We start from the raw sequence: 18,038 nt of genomic DNA, 5'->3' as shown, positions 1-18,038 counted from the left end.
CGTCATGGTCCACCGCGATTTCTCCACCTGTCCTTCGGATCGACCGCGCTTTCGCCGATGACCGCGCCGATGAAGCAGCCTAGGGTCAGCAGACCGAGGAGGATGATCAGCGACCGAGGGGAAGGCATGTTCGCAGGCGCAACCAGCAGGATTGCGGCCTGCACCACGCCGAAGAGGAGCCCTGAGACCACGAGCCGGATCACGCCGGGCGACGGCGCATTGGAGAAGATGCCGTTCACCGCTGCCGACGCCCGCGCCACCGGATCATCAACCCGCTCGCGACGTTCGACAGCCAGATCAGCAGCATCCCGCTTGCGAAGCAGGCGATGCCGACCGTCACGGATGCCTGGACGACGATGTCCGTCGGCTGTTCGACAAGCAGGCCGGCGATCAGCACCAGTCCCGACATCATCACCGTCTCGATCGCGACAAGGCGGAAGCGCCAATAGAAGGCACGACGCTCGGCCTCCGCCGCGACAGCTGCCTCGAAGCGCATGCGGTCGGACGGCAGCATGGCGGCCAGATCGAGCCGAAGCTGGTCCGCGTTAGCCGCGCGCCGCGTCATGGCAGGTGCTCATGCGCGGTGGCTGGCAACGACCGCTCGCCGAGAATCTCGCGCGGGTCCACGCCCGCCAGTTCGCACACGGCTTCGAGCGGCGAACGACCGCTGCGTACCAGCGCCTCGAAAGCCGCCACATCCTCGGGCGCCGACGTGTTGATCCAGTACGAGAAGGGATCGACAACGATGCGAGCGATGCCGAGCCCGAGCGGACTGTCGATGAAGACCTCGCTGTAGTTCGGCTTGTTGTTGCGAACCGACTTCAGGAGGTCGAGAACGAACCCCGAATAATCGAGGATCTTGTTTTCGACCGCCTTGTCGTAGGTCGATCCCTGCAACAGGAACCGGGTGGCGGCATTTTCGAGGATCACCTGGCCGATGCCCCCGAACAGCAGAAGGTCGTTCATGCTCTGGAGAATGATACCGAAACTGCCCCGATATTTGCGCGCGCGGCGATAGCCCTGGGCGATGGCTTCGGCGAGGCGGGACAAATCCTGGCCCGGGTTGTTGGGCATGAACTGCGCGGTTTCGTCGCAGATCACGAATCGCGGGCGATCGCGGGCCGAGAGGTAGAGCTCTTGCGTCACCGCGTTGATCACGACCATCACGACCACGTTGAACAGGTCGGGTATGGCTTTCAGGCGTTCGAGTTCGAGCACGACGAACTCGTCCGAGCTGATGTCGAAGGTCGACGGCCCATTGAAGAAATGCCCATAGGCTCCGTCCGACCCAAAATCGCGCAGGTTGAATGCGAGTTCGCGGGCGACTGGCTTCAGATGGTCGACGCGGTCGAGGTCGGCTGCGGCAAATTGCGGATAGGCGCCGAGCCACGCACGGACGGAATCGATGCCTTCGTCGGCATGGCCCTCGTCGATCGTCCACTGGACCGCCGATTTGATAAGGTTCCATTCCGAGGTCGAGACACCCTTGCGCGTCGCGGCATTCGCCATCTCGGCGACGATCGCGACCGCCATCGCGATCGCCGACTGCTTGTCCTCGCCGTCGAGCGCAAGCCCGAGATCGAAGGGGTTGAGAACGAGCCGTTCCTCACCGACGTCGATATAACGGCCCGAACAGAGGGTGCAGAGCTTGCGGTAGCTGCCGCCGATATCGATGATGCGGATCAGCGCGTTCTGCGCGAAATATTGGCGGCAAAGGTCATTGAGCAGGAAGCTCTTGCCGGCGCCGCTTTCGGCCGCGACGATGAAATTATAATTGTTGATGCGCGGGTCGAAGAGATCGAGCGTGATGAGCTGGCCCTTGCGTCCGGTGTAGAGCAGGGCAGGGCGGCCGCCGCCGCGGAAATCGGTCTGGATCGGCGCCATCAGGGCAGTCGCCTTCACCGGCATCTTGAAATCGCGCTCGAGCATCCTGATCGTCCGGCGTTCGGGATAGAGGCCGAACGGCAGGCTCGCGGTGAGCAGGATGGGATTGAGGTAGGATTCTTCCTGCACCATCCAGGGGAGCGGCTCGCTTTCCCAGAGGCGCTTCGCGCGCGCGGCCATCTCGCGCGCCTGGTGGCGGTCGCGGCCGAACACCCAGACGCAGGGCATCACCGAGACGAAGCGGCTGTTGCCTGCCTCGTCGAGTACCCAGCCGATCTCCTCGATCTGCTTGCCGACCTCGACCGCGAAGCTTCCCGCGGCTTTCTGCGCCGAGAGGATCTGCGCGCGCTTGTGAATCTCGAACTGCGAATGGTCGAAGAGGATGTTGAGGCAATAGAGGAAGGGCCCGCCGATCTGGTCGCTGTCCTCGGCACTCCCCCGCATCCCGCCTGTCAACCGGTTGGCGCGCTCCGCGGTGACGCGCCGCGCCGGTGCTTTCGGCGTCAGGCAGCGCGCGACCTGGTTGCCGAGAAAGACTTCCGGACCATCGAACGCGAGATCGGGGCCGGCATCGATGATCTGCTTGCGGATCGGCGGCGCCGCGTGGGCGGCTGCAGCCGTGGCGTAGACGCCGGGCGCGGCGTCGAAGACGCCATTGAAGATGCGCCGATAGAAGGCGACCATTTCTTCGGGCTCGAGGCGGCGGATACCGAGCTTGGCAAGCTGCTCCTCGATCTGGCGGCGAAGGTCGCTGTGCATCGGCGCGCGCGTCTTGACGGCAAGCAAGGTCCGGAAATCGCGCACGGGGATGCCGTGAAGCGCGGCGAGACCATTTCGCCCTTCGTTGAGATAGGCATGGGTTCGCCGCGCCGAAGCCTGGATCAGCGGATCGGGCCGCGTCTTGAGATCGAGATATTGGTCGAGCGCGGGCGCGATCAGCGGGTCGGCGAAGCTGATGAGCTGGACGACGCTGTTCTCGGGGAACTGGATATTGAGCAGACCGAGAAGGGCTTGGTGGACATGCGCGAACATATAGGCCGCGGGCGTCAGTTCCCAGGCATAGCCCCAGCCGTCGTCGATGCAGAGAAAGGCTTCCTCTTCCTCGACCCACGCTACGAGCGGCAGGAAGTCCGAATAACGGTCGCGCGCGACGCCGCGATGGAGGTCGGCAAAGGTGAGGCCGCCGCCCGTTCGCGTCCCGGGCGCCTTCACGGGCGCAGCTCGGCGGGCAGCGATATCGTTGGGGCTGGCTCGGTCCCGGGCGTCTCGCGCACCTGTTCGAGCACCGGCGCGCGCGTAGCGGCCGAGACGGGCGGGACAAGATAGCCGCCGACCACCCAGGAGGGGGTTTCGAGGACCGAGTAGACGAAGCGCGGCATGTAGAGCCGGTCGGGCCGATTGCGATCAGCATAGGGGAGGATCAGCGTCCGCACGGCCTGGGCGGGCCGCAGCATCGGCGTATCGGGTGCGTCGATAAGTCCCTGGAGCTCGCGATAGACGCTGTCGCGATAGCTACCGTAGGCGCCGGTGTCGCCGCGGCCGCGGCCTACCGCGCCGCGCGAGTTCGTTTTGAGCAGAGCTTTGTCGCGGGTGACCGGCGGGTCCGAGTGCGACGCGTGGCCCAGCGCCGCATCTTCATAGGCCTTCTCGGGGTGGATGCATTGGCCGTGATCGTCGTTCTTGCAGCTGAACTTCTCACTGTAGGGCGACATCGCCGATCCGAGCGCCGTGCAGCCCGACAGCAACGTGGGGATGACAGCGAGGGATGACAGCCATGCTTTGCGAATGGGGCGATCGTGTGGGCGGCAATGCATCATGAGTCCTCCTTTGCGCCGGTGGCGCGGGGTGAGAGCGGCCGTGCGAGGGTCGACCAATCATTGTGGATTGGATGCTCGCGAACCGGGGTTAGTAATCTTTGGATGGCCGCGTTTCCGGGTCGCGAACAAGGGCAGGGGCAGGAACCTGCCGGTCGGAGGCAGCGTCGTGCTTCCCTTCCGTCGGCCGAAACTAACCGGTCAGAATTTCTTCTGTTCGCACTTGCAGCATGAAATGAGGATACCCATATCCCTGATGCCTTTCAGGCATCCTCTCCCAAAACTTCGCAGGGTCGGCGTGAGCCGGCCCTTCTTTTTGCTGCCGGCTTAGGAGGGACGGTTATGCAGTGCGTTCAATCGCGCCCGCGCCTTTGCAGCCATGAGCGGATCGACCTCGCAGCCGACATAGCGGCGCCCGGTCAACGCAGCCGCCTCGCCGGCGGCGCCGGAGCCGGCGAAGAAATCGCCGACGAGACCGCCAGTCGGACAGGAGGTGCGCATAAGGATCGCGAGCAACGCCACGGGCTTTTCGGTGCGATGGAGGCCGCTGCGCACGCTGTTTATCTCGATCACCGATTTCATGATCCGCGTGCCGTCGTCATGATAGGCGCCGGCGCCGATTGACCCGGTGTGTTTCGTCCGCGCTCGCCTCAGTTGAACCGATTTGTTTCGCGTTGTCGCTGGTACGCGCTGAACGTCGTTGTAGACGTCTCTCCAAAGCGCGTCGTGACGATAATATTGCACGATGATCTCGTGGACTCGTTTGAAGCGGTCGGCTGCAAATCCGGTTCCGTTGGCTTTGCGCCAGACGATGTCCTGGGCGTAACGCAACCCCACTGCTTCGAAACGGCCAGCGTCGGCGAGCAGATAGCGTAACGAACCGAAGACCCAAAGCGAGCCTACGGGCTTGAGCAATGCCGCGGCGAGCGCATGCCGGCCTTCGACACGCCTGTCCCAGCAGAGGGTAGTGATGCAATAAGGAGGACCGGCAATGATCAGGTCATAGGGACCATGGGCGGCCGCGATCTCGCGGCAGTCGCCGCAAAGGACGGCAGGGCAACCCGCCAAATCAGAATTTGCTTCCGGCCGTCGGCTTGATCTCGAGGGTAACGCCCTCCTGGATAACCACGACAACATCTTTCGCGGCGCCGACTTCGACGATCGGACCGGCCTGGCGCGCGAGATCGAGATAGAAATCCGTCAGCTTGTCCGACGACTTCGAAAGACCTCCGGCGATCCCAGCCTTGGCGGCGTCGCCCGCATCGAGCGTCCGCACCGACCCAAGCGCTGACGTCGAGACGTCGCCGATGGTGTTCTCGACCGTCTGGCTGATGCCGCTGATCGTGCCGGCCAGGAACGCGCGGGCAAGGCTCGCCCCGGCGCGCGTGACAACCTTGCCCGACAGCCCCTTCTTTCCGTCCGTGTCCACGAAGAATCCCTTGATCGGTTGGTCGACCACCGAGCGTTCGTCGAAATCGACGCAGGACAGCGAGACGAGCTGGACCTCGACCCGCTCTTTCGCGAGGCTGCCCGTCGCGTTGCCGATGACGAAGCATCCCGAGAGGTTTGCCTTCACATCATTGGGCAAGACCGCGGGCGCCTGGACGCGGGCAATCAGCGGCTCGGGGTTCGAAGTCGCATCGCGGCTCGCGAGCGCGTCGATCCCGGTCAGCAGCCTCGCCTTCATGAAACCAGGCGGCAAATAGATCGTCCGCGTCTTTTTTTTAGCGCTACCTGGCGCGGCCTTCCCGTCGGCCGCAGCGACCGCTCCTGGCGCCGACACGGCGGCACCGATCGCGCCGATCGTCTTTTCGACGGGTGGTGCGGGCGGGGCAGGGGGAGCGGCAGGCGGCATGGGCGGCGCCGGGATTTCGCCCGCCATGCCTTCGGCTTCGCCGGGCGCCGGCGGGTAATCGGGAATGGCGCCGGGCAGCGCGGGCGGCAGCCCCGGATCGCCATCGGGAGACGAGGCGGGTTTGCTGCCGGGGATGACCTTGCCTTCCTCAATCGCCGCGACGCGCTCGCCGAGCAGCGACTGGCCTTCGAGGATCTTCTGGAGGTCGCCGCGCAGCTTCACCTCGAGGCTGTCGCCGCGGAGCCCCGCACCCATGTCGAGCTTGGTCGCCGCGGGGGCTTCGGGCTTGCTGTCATCACCGCCCGTGCTGGCGGTGTAGAGGCCGGTGCCGAGCAGCGCGACGACGCCGGCGACGCCGAGCTGCTTGGCGCGTAGCTTCTGCTTCGAGTTCATCCTCGCCCAGCGCTCCTTGAGCGCGAGCAGGGCTGGGCCACGCTCGGGCCGCGCGGATTCAGGTGGTAGCGGCTGGCCAATCTCGCCGAGGTCGAGCGCCTCCTGTTCGGGGGCGGCGGTCATTGTCCATCTCCGCGCCGGATGACGACCAGCCGGGCGCTCTCGCCAGCTTTGAGGGAAAGCCGGTCGAGCGTCACCGCAAAGATGTCGGAGCCGAGCGCACGGTCGAGGAACTGCCGTTCCTCCAGAGCCGCATCGCTGTCGCTGGTGATGCGATATTCGGAAGCCGAGAGGCCAGATCCTTCGATCTCTAGCTGGCGGCGTTCGGTGAGTGTCGCCGACGGCATAGCCTGGATCGTGATAAGGCCTGATCGCGGTGCGACTTCGGTGAAGCTCGCCGGCACGCGGTCCTGCAGCATGGCGAGGCTGATCGAGATGGCCCGCTCTTCCTCGACCAGTGGGCCGAGCAAATCCTCGTTGGCCCGCGCGCGTTGCGGACGACCGGGTACGAGAGTCACGGTCTGGGCCGGGATATCCGACGGCTCGGCGTGAAGCGGATAGATGGCGCCATTGCAGGAGATGAAGAACTCGCTCGGTGTCGTCACATAGGTGCGGGTGACCGCCCCCATGTCGTCGATCTCTTTGACGAGGAACTTGATCCAGGCGTCCGAGCCAGCGCGCTCGACGGCGATAGCCTTCTCGGCCGAGAACTTCACATCCTCGATCTCGCCGCCGACGCAGACGATATGATTGACGTCGCGGTTCGAGAGCCGGATCGTGCTGACCTGATCGGGTAACGCGGTAATCGCCTGCGCGAATGCGGAAGTCGGCAGCAGCGACGCGGCGCAAATGAGCGCCACGCCCGTCCTAGCGAGCCTGGACATCAAAACTCTCCTCGGTGAGCGAGACCAGCCAGAAGCGGCCGTTCTCGATGGCGTAGCGAATGCGAAGGTTGCCGCGGAATTTGCGGATGACGCCGCCGATGACCCGCACCTTCTCGATGGGGACGAGGATGTCGCGGTCGGTCCACTGGACTGGCTGGTCGGGGCGGATATAGGTTGCGATCGACAGCGTCGGGTTGCCGGCAAGCTCGTCGAGGATGCTGTTCAGGCTGTCGCGCATGCTGTTGTAGGCCGACGGATGGACGATCGAGAGCAGTTCCTGGAACTGCCGATCGGCCGAATAGGCCGAATAGGTTCCGGCAAGCGCGACGATGTTGCGCGTGATCGTGCGGATATAGGCGGCTGACGGTTTCGAGCCCGTCACATAGAGATCGCCACCGGCGCCGAACGGCACGACCACGGTGCGCTGCTTCTGGTCGGAGCTGTAGATGACAGCGCCGAGCACCGCGGTGATGCCGAACAGCCCGACGATCGCGAACTTGAGCAGCCGGTTCTCCTCGAACAGGTTCGACGAGCCTTGGACATAACGGTGGATGCCGAAGCTCGCCGGCTTGCCAACCAGCGGGTCGACGGGAGCGGTTTTGCGGGAACGCGAAAACATGGGCGCCCTCATTCGTAGAAGCGGGTCTGAGTCGGACCCGGATAATGACGGAAGCGCAGCATTCCCCATCGCCACGCGAGATGCGCGAGGAAGCCGCGCGGCTGCGCGCGCTTCCACGGCAGGAAAAGGAGAAGGGCCGCGATGAACGCCCAGCCGACCAGACCGCCGACGATGACGGCGACGAAGATGGTCGTGACCACCAGCACGAACTCGTCCGATCCGAACCAGAGGATCTGGACCGGCTTGTGCAGATACTGGGGCAGGCGTTCGTCCATCGACCCTTCTCCTCCTGCTTCACAACCCCGCGTCCGCAGGCGCTGGCCACGGGGCTTTTTCCGGGAGCCATCCTCCCGGTGACCGGATTGCAAGCGAACGGTGGAACCGGAACGATCGCCTGCAATCCGATGCCGTCAGATCACCATGCCAAAGGTCTGGAGGATCGAGTCCGCCTTGATCAGGCAGACCGCCGCCACGATCGTCGGGATGCCGATCATGATGTTGGAAAATAGCCGCGACACGCCGAACAGGAAGGCGGCGACGCCGCCGACGAAGCCGAGCGGGCCCTTGACCCCCTGGTTCACGACGATGTCGTAGATGTCGTAACCGAGGTCGCCGGCGACCGGCGCGGTGAACGCATGCGCGCTCGCGGCGATGATCGACAGCAGCAGCACCGGGATGCCGATGTTGGCGACCGAGAGCGCATTGTTTCGGAGATTTTTGATCACATTACTCACTTTCTCAAAAGTCGGGCTGTCCGCTGACCTGCCTGCCGGCATCGACGAGTATCGCTGTCGGCCGACGACTGCGCTGGACGGCCCGATGGGGGCGCCGCCGCCGGCATTCCGGTGCGCCCGGGCAGGGAGCGATGATGCTCCCGGTGCTCGGGCGTCCGCCAAAAAGGGGAAGGCGTCAGCGAGGCGCATGGGCGGTCTTCGCTGAAGAGAGGAACGCCTCGATCTCGGCTTGCTGGAAGCCGGAGATCAGCTTGCCGCCGGCGATCAGTGTCGGCGTGCCGGTGATACCGGCCGAGCCGACAATCCGCGCGTGGGCCTCGACCTTGGTGCGGCCCTCGGCGCAAGTTCGGAGCACCGCGGGCGCGGCGCCGGCGTAGATAGACTTGAATGCAGCCTCCTTGTCCGATGAGCAGAGAATATGCTCGGCCTTCGCGGCCGCCTCGGGATGGATGCCGCTGACGAAGAAGACCAGGCGTCGGACCGGCTTGCCTTCCGCTGCTTTCGCCGCCCAATAGCGGTCGAGCGCGCGGCAATAGGGGCAATCGGGATCGGTGAACTCGATGATGGTCGGCGCGTTCTCGGGGCCGACAGCGAATGCGACCGCAGTGTCGATCGCCTTCAGTCGCTTCGCCGCCCCGGCCTCCTGCGCAAGCGCCGTCAGGTTGACGCCGTTCTTGTCGAAGATCGACGCGAACAGCAGATGCTCGCTCTCGGGGGCATAGTACACGATGCGGCCACCGGCACTTGCCTGGTAGAGCGGTCCTTTCACCGGTGCCGGCCCGAAGTCCTCGAACTGGAGATTGGTGAAGGTCTGGTGGAGCTGTTGCTCCGCGTCGGCAGCAGCTTTTGCCAGTGCCATCCTCTCGCCGATTTCCTGGGAATTGGCGGCGGGGCTGATGCTGAACAACGCCGCAATCAGCGGAAGGCTTGCGACGGACAAAAGGCGCGAAGAGCAATCATCGGCAAAATTGCGTAGCATGTGTCCTCCTCAGCGCGGAGTGCGCCATTCGACATTGACCGGGGCGGAGACTGGGCATGAAGACATCATTGCGCCCTGACCGCTGTTCATGTGGAGGGTGGATCGCGGTTACGGCGCGGCGGGACAAGGCAGGGGGCACCGTGCTGCCCATAGCAGGCAGGAGAGTGCAAAGCGGGTCCGCCGATGAGCGCGCCATTTCTAAACGGAGCGGGATCCGGGTGATCCCAATCTGGCGACAAGCTGAACGAAACTTTCGGTTTGCAAGCAGTTCCCGTTGCCCGGCTCACGATGGCCGATCAGCATTGCACCTGCCGAACGCAGTCAATGCTTGGCCATTTCGGGCAGGAATTAAAATGACAATCGTAACCACCAGTCACGATGCATTGCTGGCGCAACTGAAGGAATCTTCAGGTCGACGGATTGAGGGAGAACGACGACGTCAATTCCTCTCGCAACGACAGTTCGCAGCGCGGGTCGGTATTAGCATTCGGTGGCTGCGCGAAATTGAGAGTGGCAATCCGGCCGTGAAGTTGGAGGATCACTTACGCTGCGGGGCGGCGCTGGGTCTCGCGCCAAGCCACATTTTTTTCCCACTGCTTTTTCACGCGCACGGCAAGCCTTTGTCGGCTGATCCGCCACATCACAATCAGGCTGATCTCGAGTATCGCTGTATCCGTCTGATCGCGCGGCACACACAGGGAAGGCGAACAACACCTTGACAGGACTAATTACCCACGGGTTGCTTTCATTTGAAGGTACGCCCCCAACGGTTTGAAGCGTCCCGGGTTTTCCGGAGGCTCCTATTTGTGAGAAGGAGCTACGATGAGCGCTATAAGGAACAAGTTTTCGCCTGAGTTTCGCGATCGCGCGGTGCGGATGGTGGAGGAGCACCGGGGGATTACCCGTCGGAGTGGGCGGCGATGTCCTCGATTGCCGGGAAGGTCGGCTGCACGACCGAGACCTTGCGCCGCTGGTGCCGTGAGGAGGCTGGCCGACGAGCGGGACCAGCGGCGCAGGCCGCCAGCGACCGGGACCGGGTCAAGGCGCTGGAACGCGAAGTGAAGGAGTTGCGCCGGGCCAACGAGATCCTGCGCAAGGCGTCCGCATATTTTGCTCAGGCGGAGCTCGACCGCCACGGCAAATGGTGATGTCGTTTATCGACGCTCACCGCGAGGAACTGGGTATCGAGCCGATCTGCCGCGAACTGGCGGTCGCCCCATCCTCCTACCACGAGCATGCCGTCCGTCTTGCCGATCCCGGCAGGCGTCCGGCCCGTGTGCGACGCGATGACGAACTCAAGGAAGACATCAAGCGTGTCCACGAGAACAGCTTTGGCCTCTACGGCTCACGCAAGGTCTGGCACCAGCTGCGCCGCGAGGGCATCGCGGTAGCCAAGTGTACCGTGGAACGGCTGATGCGGACCATGGGGCTGGCAGGCGTGCGGCGCGGCAAGACAACGGTCACCACCGTCAGCAATCCGAAGACGCCATGCCCGCTCGACAAGGTCAATCGCGAGTTCCGCGTCAGTCGGCCCAATGCTCTGTGGGTGGTCGACTTTACCTACGTGCATACCTGGGCGGGGTTCGTCTACGTCGCCTTCGTGATCGATGCCTACGCCCGCAGGATCGTGGGCTGGAAGGTTAGCACCAGCGCCACAGCGAACTTCGTGCTGGATGCCCTCGAGCAGGCGATCCATGCGCGCAGGCCCGGGCCCGATGACGGCCTGATCCATCACAGTGACAGGGGCGTGCAATATCTGGCCATGAACTACACCCAGCGCCTGGCTGAGGCCAACCTCGTTCCGTCGGTGGGCAGTGTTGGCGACAGCTACGACAACGCCTTGGCCGAGACGATCAACGGGCTCTACAAGGCCGAGGTCATCTGGCGACAGCGATCATGGCCGAGCGTATCGGCTGTGGAAATGGCAACCCTGCGCTGGGTCGACTGGTTCAACAATCACCGGCTGTTCGGCCCTATCGGGCATATCCCGCCCGCCGAGGCCGAAGCCAATTACTATGCAGCCAGAGAGAACCTCGATATGGTCGCATGACTCAAATGAAACCGCCTCCGGAAAACCCGGGACGCTTCAGTTATGAGCGCGCATTGCTGTTCTCCTTATTCGTCGCAACCTCCGCCTCGAAACTGAGATCGTCAAGTTGTTCCATTCGGCTCGAATTTCGGCGAATGGCGCTCGCTATATCCATTGACGTTGGAGGCACGTTGTGAAGGACATCAGATCGCATCGCCGAGGTCAGATCGGCGACGGACTGCATCACCTTCTCGCCGTCTGCTTCGACAAGCACGCCATCCGTGAGGCCGGCCAACAAGGTGTCGAGAACTGACCGGCCCCCACCGAGTGGTCCGCTGGGATTGTTAGTGCATTGACGCGTCCATCGCCAGTGTTGGCCGCAGGTGGAGCGAAGCGGAACCGGCGGGCGACACTGGCGATGGAACGGCCTCCGGCGCCGGTGGTCGATATCCCAGCGAGCTGTGCGGCCGGACGGTGTTGTAATGCCGCCGCCAAGCCTCGATCAGGATCCGGGCCTCCGCGAGCGAGTAGAAGATCTCGCCGTTGAGCAGCTCATCGCGCAGGGATCCGTTGAAGCTTTCACAATAGCCATTCTCCCATGGCGATCCGGGCGTGATATACAGCGTCTTCACGCCGATCTGGGCGAGCCATTGCTGCACCGCCGTCGCGATAAACTCCGGGCCGTTGTCCGACCGGATATGCGCCGGCGGCCCACGCGTGACGAACAGCTCGGCCAGTGCCGCGAGCACGTCGTCGCTCTTGAGCTTACGCGCCACCGGCAACGCCAGGCACTCCCGGCTCGCCTCGTCGATGATCGACAGGATCCGGTATTTGCGACCATCGTGCGTCCGGCCCTCGACGAAGTCGTAGGACCAGACATGGCCGGGATATTCTGGCCGCAGCCGGATGCACGATCCGTCGTTCAGCCACAGACGCCCGCGCTTCGGCTGCCTTTGTGGCACCTTCAGCCCTTCGCGGCGCCAGATACGCTCAACCCGCTTGCGGTTCACATGCCACCCCGCATCGCGTAGCAACGCCGTCACCCGGCGATAGCCATAACGACCATATTGCCGGGCCAGTGCGATGATATCCTCAGTGAGGGCCGCTTCGTCATCCGCCCCGCGTGGCGCCTTGCGCTGCGTCGATCGGTGCTGCCCGAGCACGCGGCACAGCCGCCGCTCGGACACCGGCATCATCATTCTGATGTGGTCGATACAGCGCCTGCGGCGTGCGGGGCTCAGAAGTTTCCCCGGGCAGCCTCCTGCAGGATCAGCTTGTCCAGCGTCAGGTCCGAGATCGCACGACGAAGCCGCGCATTCTCCTTCTCCAGATCCTTCATCCGACGCGCCTGATCGGTCTTCAGGCCGCCATATTCCTTGCGCCACCGATAATAGGTCTGCTCGCTGATCGCGATCCGACGACACGCCTCGGCGGTCGTAGCGCCCTGCGCAAGCACAACCTCCGCCTCACGTAGCTTGCCGATAATCTCTTCCGGGCGATGCTTCTTGCTCGGCATTCTATATCTCCTTCGTCGTCCAAAATATCATCAATTTTGGACCACTCAGAAGGGGGCAGATCATGAACACGCCAGGCTTGCGCGAGCCTTCCAAGATAGCGCGATGGATAAGCATATGTCGAAAGATGAGATACGTGATTACGCCCCCAACGAAAAGGATGACATTCTATATTTGCTAGAAGAGGTGAACAGGACCGCTCGGCGGACGTTCGACGCTCTGATCGTGGGGCTCGACCTCAATCAAACACAATGGCGGATCATCGCGTCCTTGTTGAGGGAACCTACGCTAACACAGACCGAGATTTCTCGCCTGCTCGAGCTTGAATCGGCGACGATAGGACAGGCTGTCGCAGTTTTGGTTGAAAAAGGTTTGATCGAGCGAGAGCGGGCGGCGCACGATCGAAGAGTTTGGAACCTCCACCTCACCGAGCAAGTAAGAACCATCTGGCCAGAACTGCGCGAAGCGGCTGATCGACTCCACGAAATTCTCTGGAAGGAAATGTCTGCGCCTGAAATCGACCTCCTGCGTACGATGCTTCGAAAAGTTGCGGAGAATCAGAAGCAGGCTGACACTTGCGAAGAAAGCCGATGAAGCATGATCTGGAAAACAGTGTCGGTGAACTGACGCGGCTAGCAGAACTCGGTCAGATTTTCGCCCGGCACGGTCTGAAAAATCTCGGAAGCTTATTTGGCGTTATGCCGGTTTCGGAGAAGGAGCCAGATACCGAGGACTTGCGTCCTGCATCGGTGGTGGCGCTGTTGCGCGATGTCGGCCCTGTCGGAATAAAGCTTGGCCAGCTCCTGGCGACCAGAAGCGATCTGTTTACACAACCCTGGATTTCCGCGTTCGGCACTCTCCACGACCAGGTGGAACCGCTGCCGTTCGATAAGATCGAACCGGTGATTGTATCGGCTTGGGGCAGCGACTGGGAATGTGAATTCGCCGCTTTCGAGAGAAACCCGATCGCCTCAGCCTCTATCGCGCAGACTTATGTCGCAACCCTGCTGGACGGAAGCGAGACTATCGTGAAAGTCCGCCGACCCGGCATGGCGCCCAGGATCGAGGCGGACATGAGGCTGTTGACACGGCTCGCGGGCCTCGCCGAGCGTCGGTCAAGCGACATTGCCCGCTATCGACCCGTGCAGTTCCTCCAGACATTCGCCAAGAATTTAGCGCGGGAGATGGACCTGGCGGCAGAAGCACGCGCTTGTGAACGGATTGGCGGTTATCTGGAGATGCTTGGGGTGAAGACCCCCGCGATCCACTGGCAACTTACAGGCATGACGATCAATGTGCAGGAAGCCCTGGTCGGAAAGCCTGCGTCGCGGCCCCCGGCAACTGGTCAGGGAGATAATGCCCGGTTCGCGAAGCGCTATGCCGATGCGGTGCTACGGATGATCCTTCTCAACGGAGAGTTTCATGGCGACCCGCATCCCGGCAACGTCTTCTGGATGGAAGGGAACCAGGTAGGCTTCATCGATTTCGGCTCGGTCGGCTTTCTCAGCGGCGCGCGGCGTCAGGAAATCGTCCGCCTGATTTTTGCTATCGCGAACGATCAGATAGACAAGGTGGCCGATCTGCTGCTTGACTGGGCAGGCAATCCACTCGTGGACCGCGCGCAATTGGCGATGGATCTGGATGAGCTGATCGAGGAATTTCGCGGCACAGCTCTTGCGGGGATTGAATTCTCGGCAATCTTCGATCGGGTTTTCGGATTGTTGCGCGAGTATCGCCTCGTATTGCCGCCCGACCTCGCTATTTTGCTGCGCACCCTGCTGACCGCAGAAGGCTTCGTTCGCTCTTTGGCGCCGGACTACAATATCGCCGAAGAAACGAAGCCGATCGTGATGCAATTGTTTGCCGAGCGATTTTCGATCGGAGCCGCGCGGGATCATTTGGCCAAGGTCCGCAGTGGGCTGCTTGATTTCTCGGCATCGCTGCCCGAGCTAATCGAGAACGTTGCCTCGGTCGCTCGATCAGGTACGATTCAGGTGTCCATCGACCCAGCCAGCCTGAACCATCTGACGCGGGAAGAGGACCGCAGCACCCCCGTCAAGGGTCCGGTGGTCGCCGCATTGATCGTCTCTGCCGCATTGCTGGCCGACCAATCGTTGTTACTGGCAGGCATTGTTCTGGCTTTCGCGGGAATAGCACTCATTCCTAGATGGAACTGATAAGACCATACGCGTTGAACGCTTAGATCACGGCCGCCCGGCACCGATATTGGCTACATCAAGGGAGAAGAGTGGAAATGACCGAACAGAAACCAGCCGAGGCGGTGCCTGCCGCCACCATGCTGCTGGTGCGGGATGAACCGGAGTTTCAGGTTCTCATGGTGAAGCGACATCATCAGATAGACTTCGCATCTGGCGCACTGGTCTTCCCCGGCGGGAAACCCCACTCCGATGATTCTCTGGAGGAATGGGCCGCTTACTGCGACGGGCGGGATCAGGTCGATACGACCCAGAGAATTTTAAAGATCGCTGCGATCCGCGAAGCTTACGAGGAGGCTGGCATTTTGCTGGCGGTCAACCGCGATGGCAGCCCTTTCGAAGGGGCCTGTGACCCGGACAGCCGCCGGGCAGTCGAACAGGGGGAAAGATCGTTCCTCGATGTCGTCCGGGAGTCCGATGTGATCTTGCGGCTCGATAGCCTCACCGATTTTGCCCGGTGGATTACCCCGGTCTTCATGAAGAAGCGGTTCGACACCTGGTTCTACGTCGCTCGAGCCCCGGAACGCCAAATTGCCGCGTGCGATGGCTATGAGACGGTAGATGCCGAATGGCTGTCACCAAATCGTGCTCTGGAGATGGGGCAATCGGGCGAGCGCACGGTCATTTTCCCGACCCGACTGAACCTGGAACTGTTGTCCAAGGCGAACAGTGCTACGGACTGCGTAGATCGCGCGCAGGCGCGCACGATCGTGCCTGTCCTGCCGTGGGTCTTGCAGCGAGATGGCAAGAATATCCTGACCATCCCGGAGGATGCAGGCTACGGCCCGGCAAGCGAGGTTATAGGATGAATAACGCCGAGACGATCGATCGTCTCGGCAAGAGGGGACCGGCTACCATCGTTTTGTAGCCCCGTCGCAAACCGTGTCACCTAGCTATGCGCCTGGCTTATTAGGGTTTATTGCTGTCTTGCAGGATGTTCGTTCGAAAATATTCCGGTCGGAACTCAGGAATCGCCTTTCAGTCTCTGTCCTGTTATCGCAATGAAACAGCGAGCGTTGGGCCAGATAGGTCTAGCAGCAGCATCATTAGACCTAAGAGAAGCCGAGCAAACAAGCTCCAAGGACCGAGATGAACCAGAACATCCACGAAATTAAAGTGACGCTGATCTACTGCGACTACCGGCATGTTAGCTGATCTGCACTCTTCTAATTGGCCCGATTTCTATTTTTGAATTGGTTAAGAGAGTGACGGAATGGTGAGGAAGCACCATCTGAAAGAAAACATCGCTAAGCTGCGAGTAGTGGAGATTGTTCGGGTGCAGGGCGGAACGATCGCGGATCTGTGCCGCGGGATCGGTGTCGGCGAGCCGAGCCAATATCGCTAGCGCAAGGGGAATGCCAGCCTCAAAATGGATCAGGCGCAGCTTCCGAAAGAGCATGCAAAGGAATCCCCCGGTTGCAGCGCGCGGCGTCAGAACTCACGCTATACAATCTGCTCCTTCTGGGAGGTGCAAGGTAATCATCTCAGTCTCTCGCTTCGACGATGGCGCATCGTGACCGGCCCCCACCGAGTGGTCCGTGCGGATTGTTAGTGCATTGACGCCTCCATCGCCAGTGTTGGCCGTAGGTGGAGCGAAGCGGAACCGGAGGGCGACACTGGCGATGGAACGGCCTCCGGCGCCGGTGGTCGGTATCCGAGCGAGCTGTGTGGCCGGACGGTGTTGTAATGTCGTCGCCAAGCCTCGATCAGGATCTGGGCCTCGGCGAGCGAGTAGAAGATCTCGCCGTTGAGCAGTTCATCGCGCAGTGATCCGTTGAAGCTTTCGCAATAGCCATTCTCCCATGGGCTCCCTGGCGTGATATACAGCGTTTTCACGCCGATCTGGGCGAGCCATTGCTGCACCGCCGTGGCGATAAATTCGGGGCCATTGTCCGACCTTATATGCGCGGGTGGTCCGCGCGTGACGAACAGGTCGGCCAGCGCGGCGAGTACGTCATCGCTCCTGAGCTTGCGCGCGACCGGCAACGCCAGGCACTCCCGGCTCGCCTCGTCGATGATCGACAGGATACGGTATTTGCGGCCGTCATGGGTGCGGCCCTCGACGAAGTCGTAGGACCAGACGTGCCCGGGGTATTCCGGCCGCAGCCGGATGCACGACCCATCGTTCAGCCACAAGCGGCCGCGCTTCGGTTGCCGTTGCGGTACTTTGAGCCCCTCGCGGCGCCAGATGCGCTCGACCCGCTTGCGGTTCACATGCCACCCCGCATCGCGCAGCAACGCCGTCACCCGGCGATAGCCATAGCGACCATATTGCCGTGCCAGCGCAATGATATCCTCGGTGAGAGCCGCCTCGTCATCCACCCCGCGGGGCGCCTTGCGCTGTGTCGATCGGTGCTGCCCCAGCACACGGCAGAGCCGCCGTTCGGACACCGGCATCATCATTCTGATGTGATCGATACAGCGCCTTCGGCGCGCGGGGCTCAGAAGTTTCCCCGGGCGGCCTCCTGCAGGATCAGCTTGTCGAGTGTCAGGTCCGAGATCGCACGACGAAGTCGCGCATTCTCTTTCTCCAGATCCTTCATCCGCCGCGCCTGGTCGGTCTTCAGGCCGCCATACTCCTTGCGCCAACGATAATAGGTCTGCTCGCTGATCGCGATCCGACGGCACGCCTCGGCGGTCGTGGCGCCCTGCGCCAGCACAACCTCCGCCTCACGCAGCTTGCCGATAATCTCTTCCGGGCGATGCTTCTTGCTCGGCATTCCATATCTCCTTCGTCGTCCAAAATATCATCAATTTTGGACCACTCAGAAGGGGGCAGATCAAATGACTACTGCTTGACCTTGATACAGCACCGCCGGGTCTCACAGCTCGTTTCACTATCGGCCTTGTTCCAGGGAAGGCGTGACACCGCCACGGCTGCCATCCCGTTCCGCCACGTTCCACCAGCGGACCGTATTGGTGCCAGAAGCAGACTTGTAGAAACAATCGGTGCGGACCACTCAGTGCGGCCGGTTTTTAGGCCGCGTTGACAAAAGACTTCAGCCATAGCCGCGTGGCGGCGAGGTTTAGGAAGCTCTCGAACGAGAGAAGGGTTTTGTCATATCGAGTGGCGATGCGTCGTTGCTGTTTGAGCTTTCCGAACATGCGCTCGACGCG

19 protein-coding genes, 1 pseudogene and 1 other annotated feature are annotated in these 18,038 nt (G+C 62.2%); of the genes and pseudogenes, 5 read left to right on the top strand and 15 right to left on the bottom strand.

What is annotated here, in order from left to right; genetic code table 11:
- Window positions 1-2: 2 nt before the first annotated feature.
- From RIA72_RS10675 to RIA72_RS10625, 11 genes are all read right to left on the bottom strand, one after another.
- Window positions 3-239 (bottom strand): hypothetical protein, encoded by a 237-nt coding sequence (locus RIA72_RS10675; RefSeq protein WP_162928323.1) that lies wholly within the window; start codon window positions 237-239, stop codon window positions 3-5.
- Window positions 236-565, bottom strand: a complete 330-nt coding sequence (locus tag RIA72_RS10670) for a hypothetical protein (protein WP_062770237.1) — start codon at window positions 563-565, stop codon at window positions 236-238. Before RIA72_RS10670 ends, RIA72_RS10675 begins: the two co-directional genes overlap by 4 nt.
- On the bottom strand, window positions 562-3,096 hold the full coding sequence (locus RIA72_RS10665; protein ID WP_062770234.1) for a TraC family protein: 2,535 nt from the start codon (window positions 3,094-3,096) through the stop codon (window positions 562-564). The genes RIA72_RS10670 and RIA72_RS10665 overlap by 4 nt, the downstream gene beginning before the upstream one ends.
- A complete protein-coding gene (locus tag RIA72_RS10660) occupies window positions 3,093-3,701 on the bottom strand; it encodes a TraV family lipoprotein (RefSeq protein ID WP_246553339.1) in 609 nt (202 codons plus the stop codon). The genes RIA72_RS10665 and RIA72_RS10660 overlap by 4 nt, the downstream gene beginning before the upstream one ends.
- Window positions 3,702-4,025: 324 nt before the next feature.
- Window positions 4,026-4,766, bottom strand: a complete 741-nt coding sequence (locus RIA72_RS10655; protein ID WP_294027722.1) for a DNA-methyltransferase — start codon at window positions 4,764-4,766, stop codon at window positions 4,026-4,028.
- A 1-nt stretch (window position 4,767) separates the two neighbouring features.
- On the bottom strand, window positions 4,768-6,069 hold the full coding sequence (locus tag RIA72_RS10650) for a TraB/VirB10 family protein (RefSeq protein WP_082813416.1): 1,302 nt from the start codon (window positions 6,067-6,069) through the stop codon (window positions 4,768-4,770).
- A complete protein-coding gene (locus RIA72_RS10645; protein WP_062770228.1) occupies window positions 6,066-6,830 on the bottom strand; it encodes a type-F conjugative transfer system secretin TraK in 765 nt (254 codons plus the stop codon). Before RIA72_RS10645 ends, RIA72_RS10650 begins: the two co-directional genes overlap by 4 nt.
- Window positions 6,814-7,449: a TraE/TraK family type IV conjugative transfer system protein gene (locus RIA72_RS10640; protein ID WP_062770225.1), complete on the bottom strand. Its 636-nt coding sequence runs from the start codon at window positions 7,447-7,449 to the stop codon at window positions 6,814-6,816. The genes RIA72_RS10645 and RIA72_RS10640 overlap by 17 nt, the downstream gene beginning before the upstream one ends.
- An 8-nt stretch (window positions 7,450-7,457) precedes the next feature.
- On the bottom strand, window positions 7,458-7,724 hold the full coding sequence (locus RIA72_RS10635; protein ID WP_054588706.1) for a type IV conjugative transfer system protein TraL: 267 nt from the start codon (window positions 7,722-7,724) through the stop codon (window positions 7,458-7,460).
- A 135-nt stretch (window positions 7,725-7,859) separates the two neighbouring features.
- On the bottom strand, window positions 7,860-8,174 hold the full coding sequence (locus tag RIA72_RS10630; RefSeq protein ID WP_062770222.1) for a hypothetical protein: 315 nt from the start codon (window positions 8,172-8,174) through the stop codon (window positions 7,860-7,862).
- Window positions 8,175-8,358: 184 nt separating this feature from the next.
- The gene (locus RIA72_RS10625; RefSeq protein ID WP_082813415.1) at window positions 8,359-9,162 is read right to left on the bottom strand and encodes a DsbC family protein; all 804 of its coding nucleotides are present in this window, start codon (window positions 9,160-9,162) and stop codon (window positions 8,359-8,361) included.
- A 353-nt stretch (window positions 9,163-9,515) separates the two neighbouring features.
- On the opposite strand from RIA72_RS10625, the gene RIA72_RS10620 reads away from it, so the two are divergent.
- Window positions 9,516-9,881: a helix-turn-helix domain-containing protein gene (locus RIA72_RS10620; RefSeq protein ID WP_120694225.1), complete on the top strand. Its 366-nt coding sequence runs from the start codon at window positions 9,516-9,518 to the stop codon at window positions 9,879-9,881.
- A gap of 103 nt (window positions 9,882-9,984) precedes the next feature.
- Window positions 9,985-11,212, top strand: a pseudogene (locus tag RIA72_RS10615) (IS3 family transposase).
- Window positions 10,265-10,379, top strand: a sequence feature (AL1L pseudoknot). Its footprint overlaps the pseudogene before it by 115 nt.
- Before the next feature lie 323 nt (window positions 11,213-11,535).
- Here the strand turns inward: RIA72_RS10615 and RIA72_RS10610 are convergent.
- A protein-coding gene (locus tag RIA72_RS10610; protein WP_095387322.1) for an IS3 family transposase occupies window positions 11,536-12,707 on the bottom strand; the annotation gives its coding sequence in 2 pieces (ribosomal slippage) (window positions 11,536-12,443 and window positions 12,443-12,707; 1,173 coding nt in all).
- 103 nt (window positions 12,708-12,810) lie between these two features.
- Here RIA72_RS10610 and RIA72_RS10605 point away from each other — a divergent pair.
- From RIA72_RS10605 to RIA72_RS10595, 3 genes are all read left to right on the top strand, one after another.
- Window positions 12,811-13,299: a MarR family winged helix-turn-helix transcriptional regulator gene (locus RIA72_RS10605; protein WP_350032144.1), complete on the top strand. Its 489-nt coding sequence runs from the start codon at window positions 12,811-12,813 to the stop codon at window positions 13,297-13,299.
- Complete coding sequence (locus RIA72_RS10600; protein ID WP_067182342.1) at window positions 13,296-14,882, top strand: ABC1 kinase family protein; 1,587 nt, start codon at window positions 13,296-13,298, stop codon at window positions 14,880-14,882. The genes RIA72_RS10605 and RIA72_RS10600 overlap by 4 nt, the downstream gene beginning before the upstream one ends.
- 77 nt (window positions 14,883-14,959) lie before the next feature.
- Complete coding sequence (locus RIA72_RS10595; RefSeq protein WP_067182344.1) at window positions 14,960-15,730, top strand: NUDIX hydrolase; 771 nt, start codon at window positions 14,960-14,962, stop codon at window positions 15,728-15,730.
- 338 nt (window positions 15,731-16,068) lie between these two features.
- Here the strand turns inward: RIA72_RS10595 and RIA72_RS10590 are convergent, their stop codons facing one another.
- The 3 genes from RIA72_RS10590 to RIA72_RS10580 form a co-directional block, all read right to left on the bottom strand.
- A complete protein-coding gene (locus RIA72_RS10590) occupies window positions 16,069-16,320 on the bottom strand; it encodes a hypothetical protein (protein ID WP_067182347.1) in 252 nt (83 codons plus the stop codon).
- Window positions 16,321-16,469: 149 nt separating this feature from the next.
- Window positions 16,470-17,641, bottom strand: a protein-coding gene (locus tag RIA72_RS10585; protein ID WP_350032143.1) for an IS3 family transposase whose coding sequence is annotated in 2 segments (ribosomal slippage) — window positions 16,470-17,377 and window positions 17,377-17,641 — 1,173 coding nt in all. Because the reading frame shifts where the segments join, the coding sequence is not laid out codon by codon here.
- Window positions 17,642-17,897: 256 nt separating this feature from the next.
- The coding region (locus RIA72_RS10580; protein WP_350032812.1) for a transposase at window positions 17,898-18,038 on the bottom strand (141 nt) is incomplete at its 5' end.

The organism is Sphingopyxis sp. (assembly GCF_040216815.1).
Taxonomy (GTDB): domain Bacteria; phylum Pseudomonadota; class Alphaproteobacteria; order Sphingomonadales; family Sphingomonadaceae; genus Sphingopyxis.
The sequence above is the reverse complement of the archived record's forward strand: the minus strand, read 5'-3'. Positions and strand labels throughout refer to the sequence as shown.

Excerpts from the sequence above, each read along its gene's own strand:
- RIA72_RS10670 (WP_062770237.1), bottom strand. The coding sequence starts at position 565 with ATGACGCGGCGCGCGGCTAACGCGGACCAGCTTCGGCTCGATCTGGCC.
- RIA72_RS10660 (WP_246553339.1), bottom strand. The coding sequence starts at position 3,701 with ATGATGCATTGCCGCCCACACGATCGCCCCATTCGCAAAGCATGGCTG.
- RIA72_RS10650 (WP_082813416.1), bottom strand. The coding sequence starts at position 6,069 with ATGACCGCCGCCCCCGAACAGGAGGCGCTCGACCTCGGCGAGATTGGC.
- RIA72_RS10645 (WP_062770228.1), bottom strand. The coding sequence starts at position 6,830 with ATGTCCAGGCTCGCTAGGACGGGCGTGGCGCTCATTTGCGCCGCGTCG.
- RIA72_RS10640 (WP_062770225.1), bottom strand. The coding sequence starts at position 7,449 with ATGTTTTCGCGTTCCCGCAAAACCGCTCCCGTCGACCCGCTGGTTGGC.
- RIA72_RS10635 (WP_054588706.1), bottom strand. The coding sequence starts at position 7,724 with ATGGACGAACGCCTGCCCCAGTATCTGCACAAGCCGGTCCAGATCCTC.
- RIA72_RS10625 (WP_082813415.1), bottom strand. The coding sequence starts at position 9,162 with ATGCTACGCAATTTTGCCGATGATTGCTCTTCGCGCCTTTTGTCCGTC.
- RIA72_RS10620 (WP_120694225.1), top strand. The coding sequence starts at position 9,516 with ATGACAATCGTAACCACCAGTCACGATGCATTGCTGGCGCAACTGAAG.
- RIA72_RS10605 (WP_350032144.1), top strand. The coding sequence starts at position 12,811 with ATGGATAAGCATATGTCGAAAGATGAGATACGTGATTACGCCCCCAAC.
- RIA72_RS10600 (WP_067182342.1), top strand. The coding sequence starts at position 13,296 with ATGAAGCATGATCTGGAAAACAGTGTCGGTGAACTGACGCGGCTAGCA.
- RIA72_RS10595 (WP_067182344.1), top strand. The coding sequence starts at position 14,960 with ATGACCGAACAGAAACCAGCCGAGGCGGTGCCTGCCGCCACCATGCTG.
- RIA72_RS10590 (WP_067182347.1), bottom strand. The coding sequence starts at position 16,320 with ATGCTCTTTCGGAAGCTGCGCCTGATCCATTTTGAGGCTGGCATTCCC.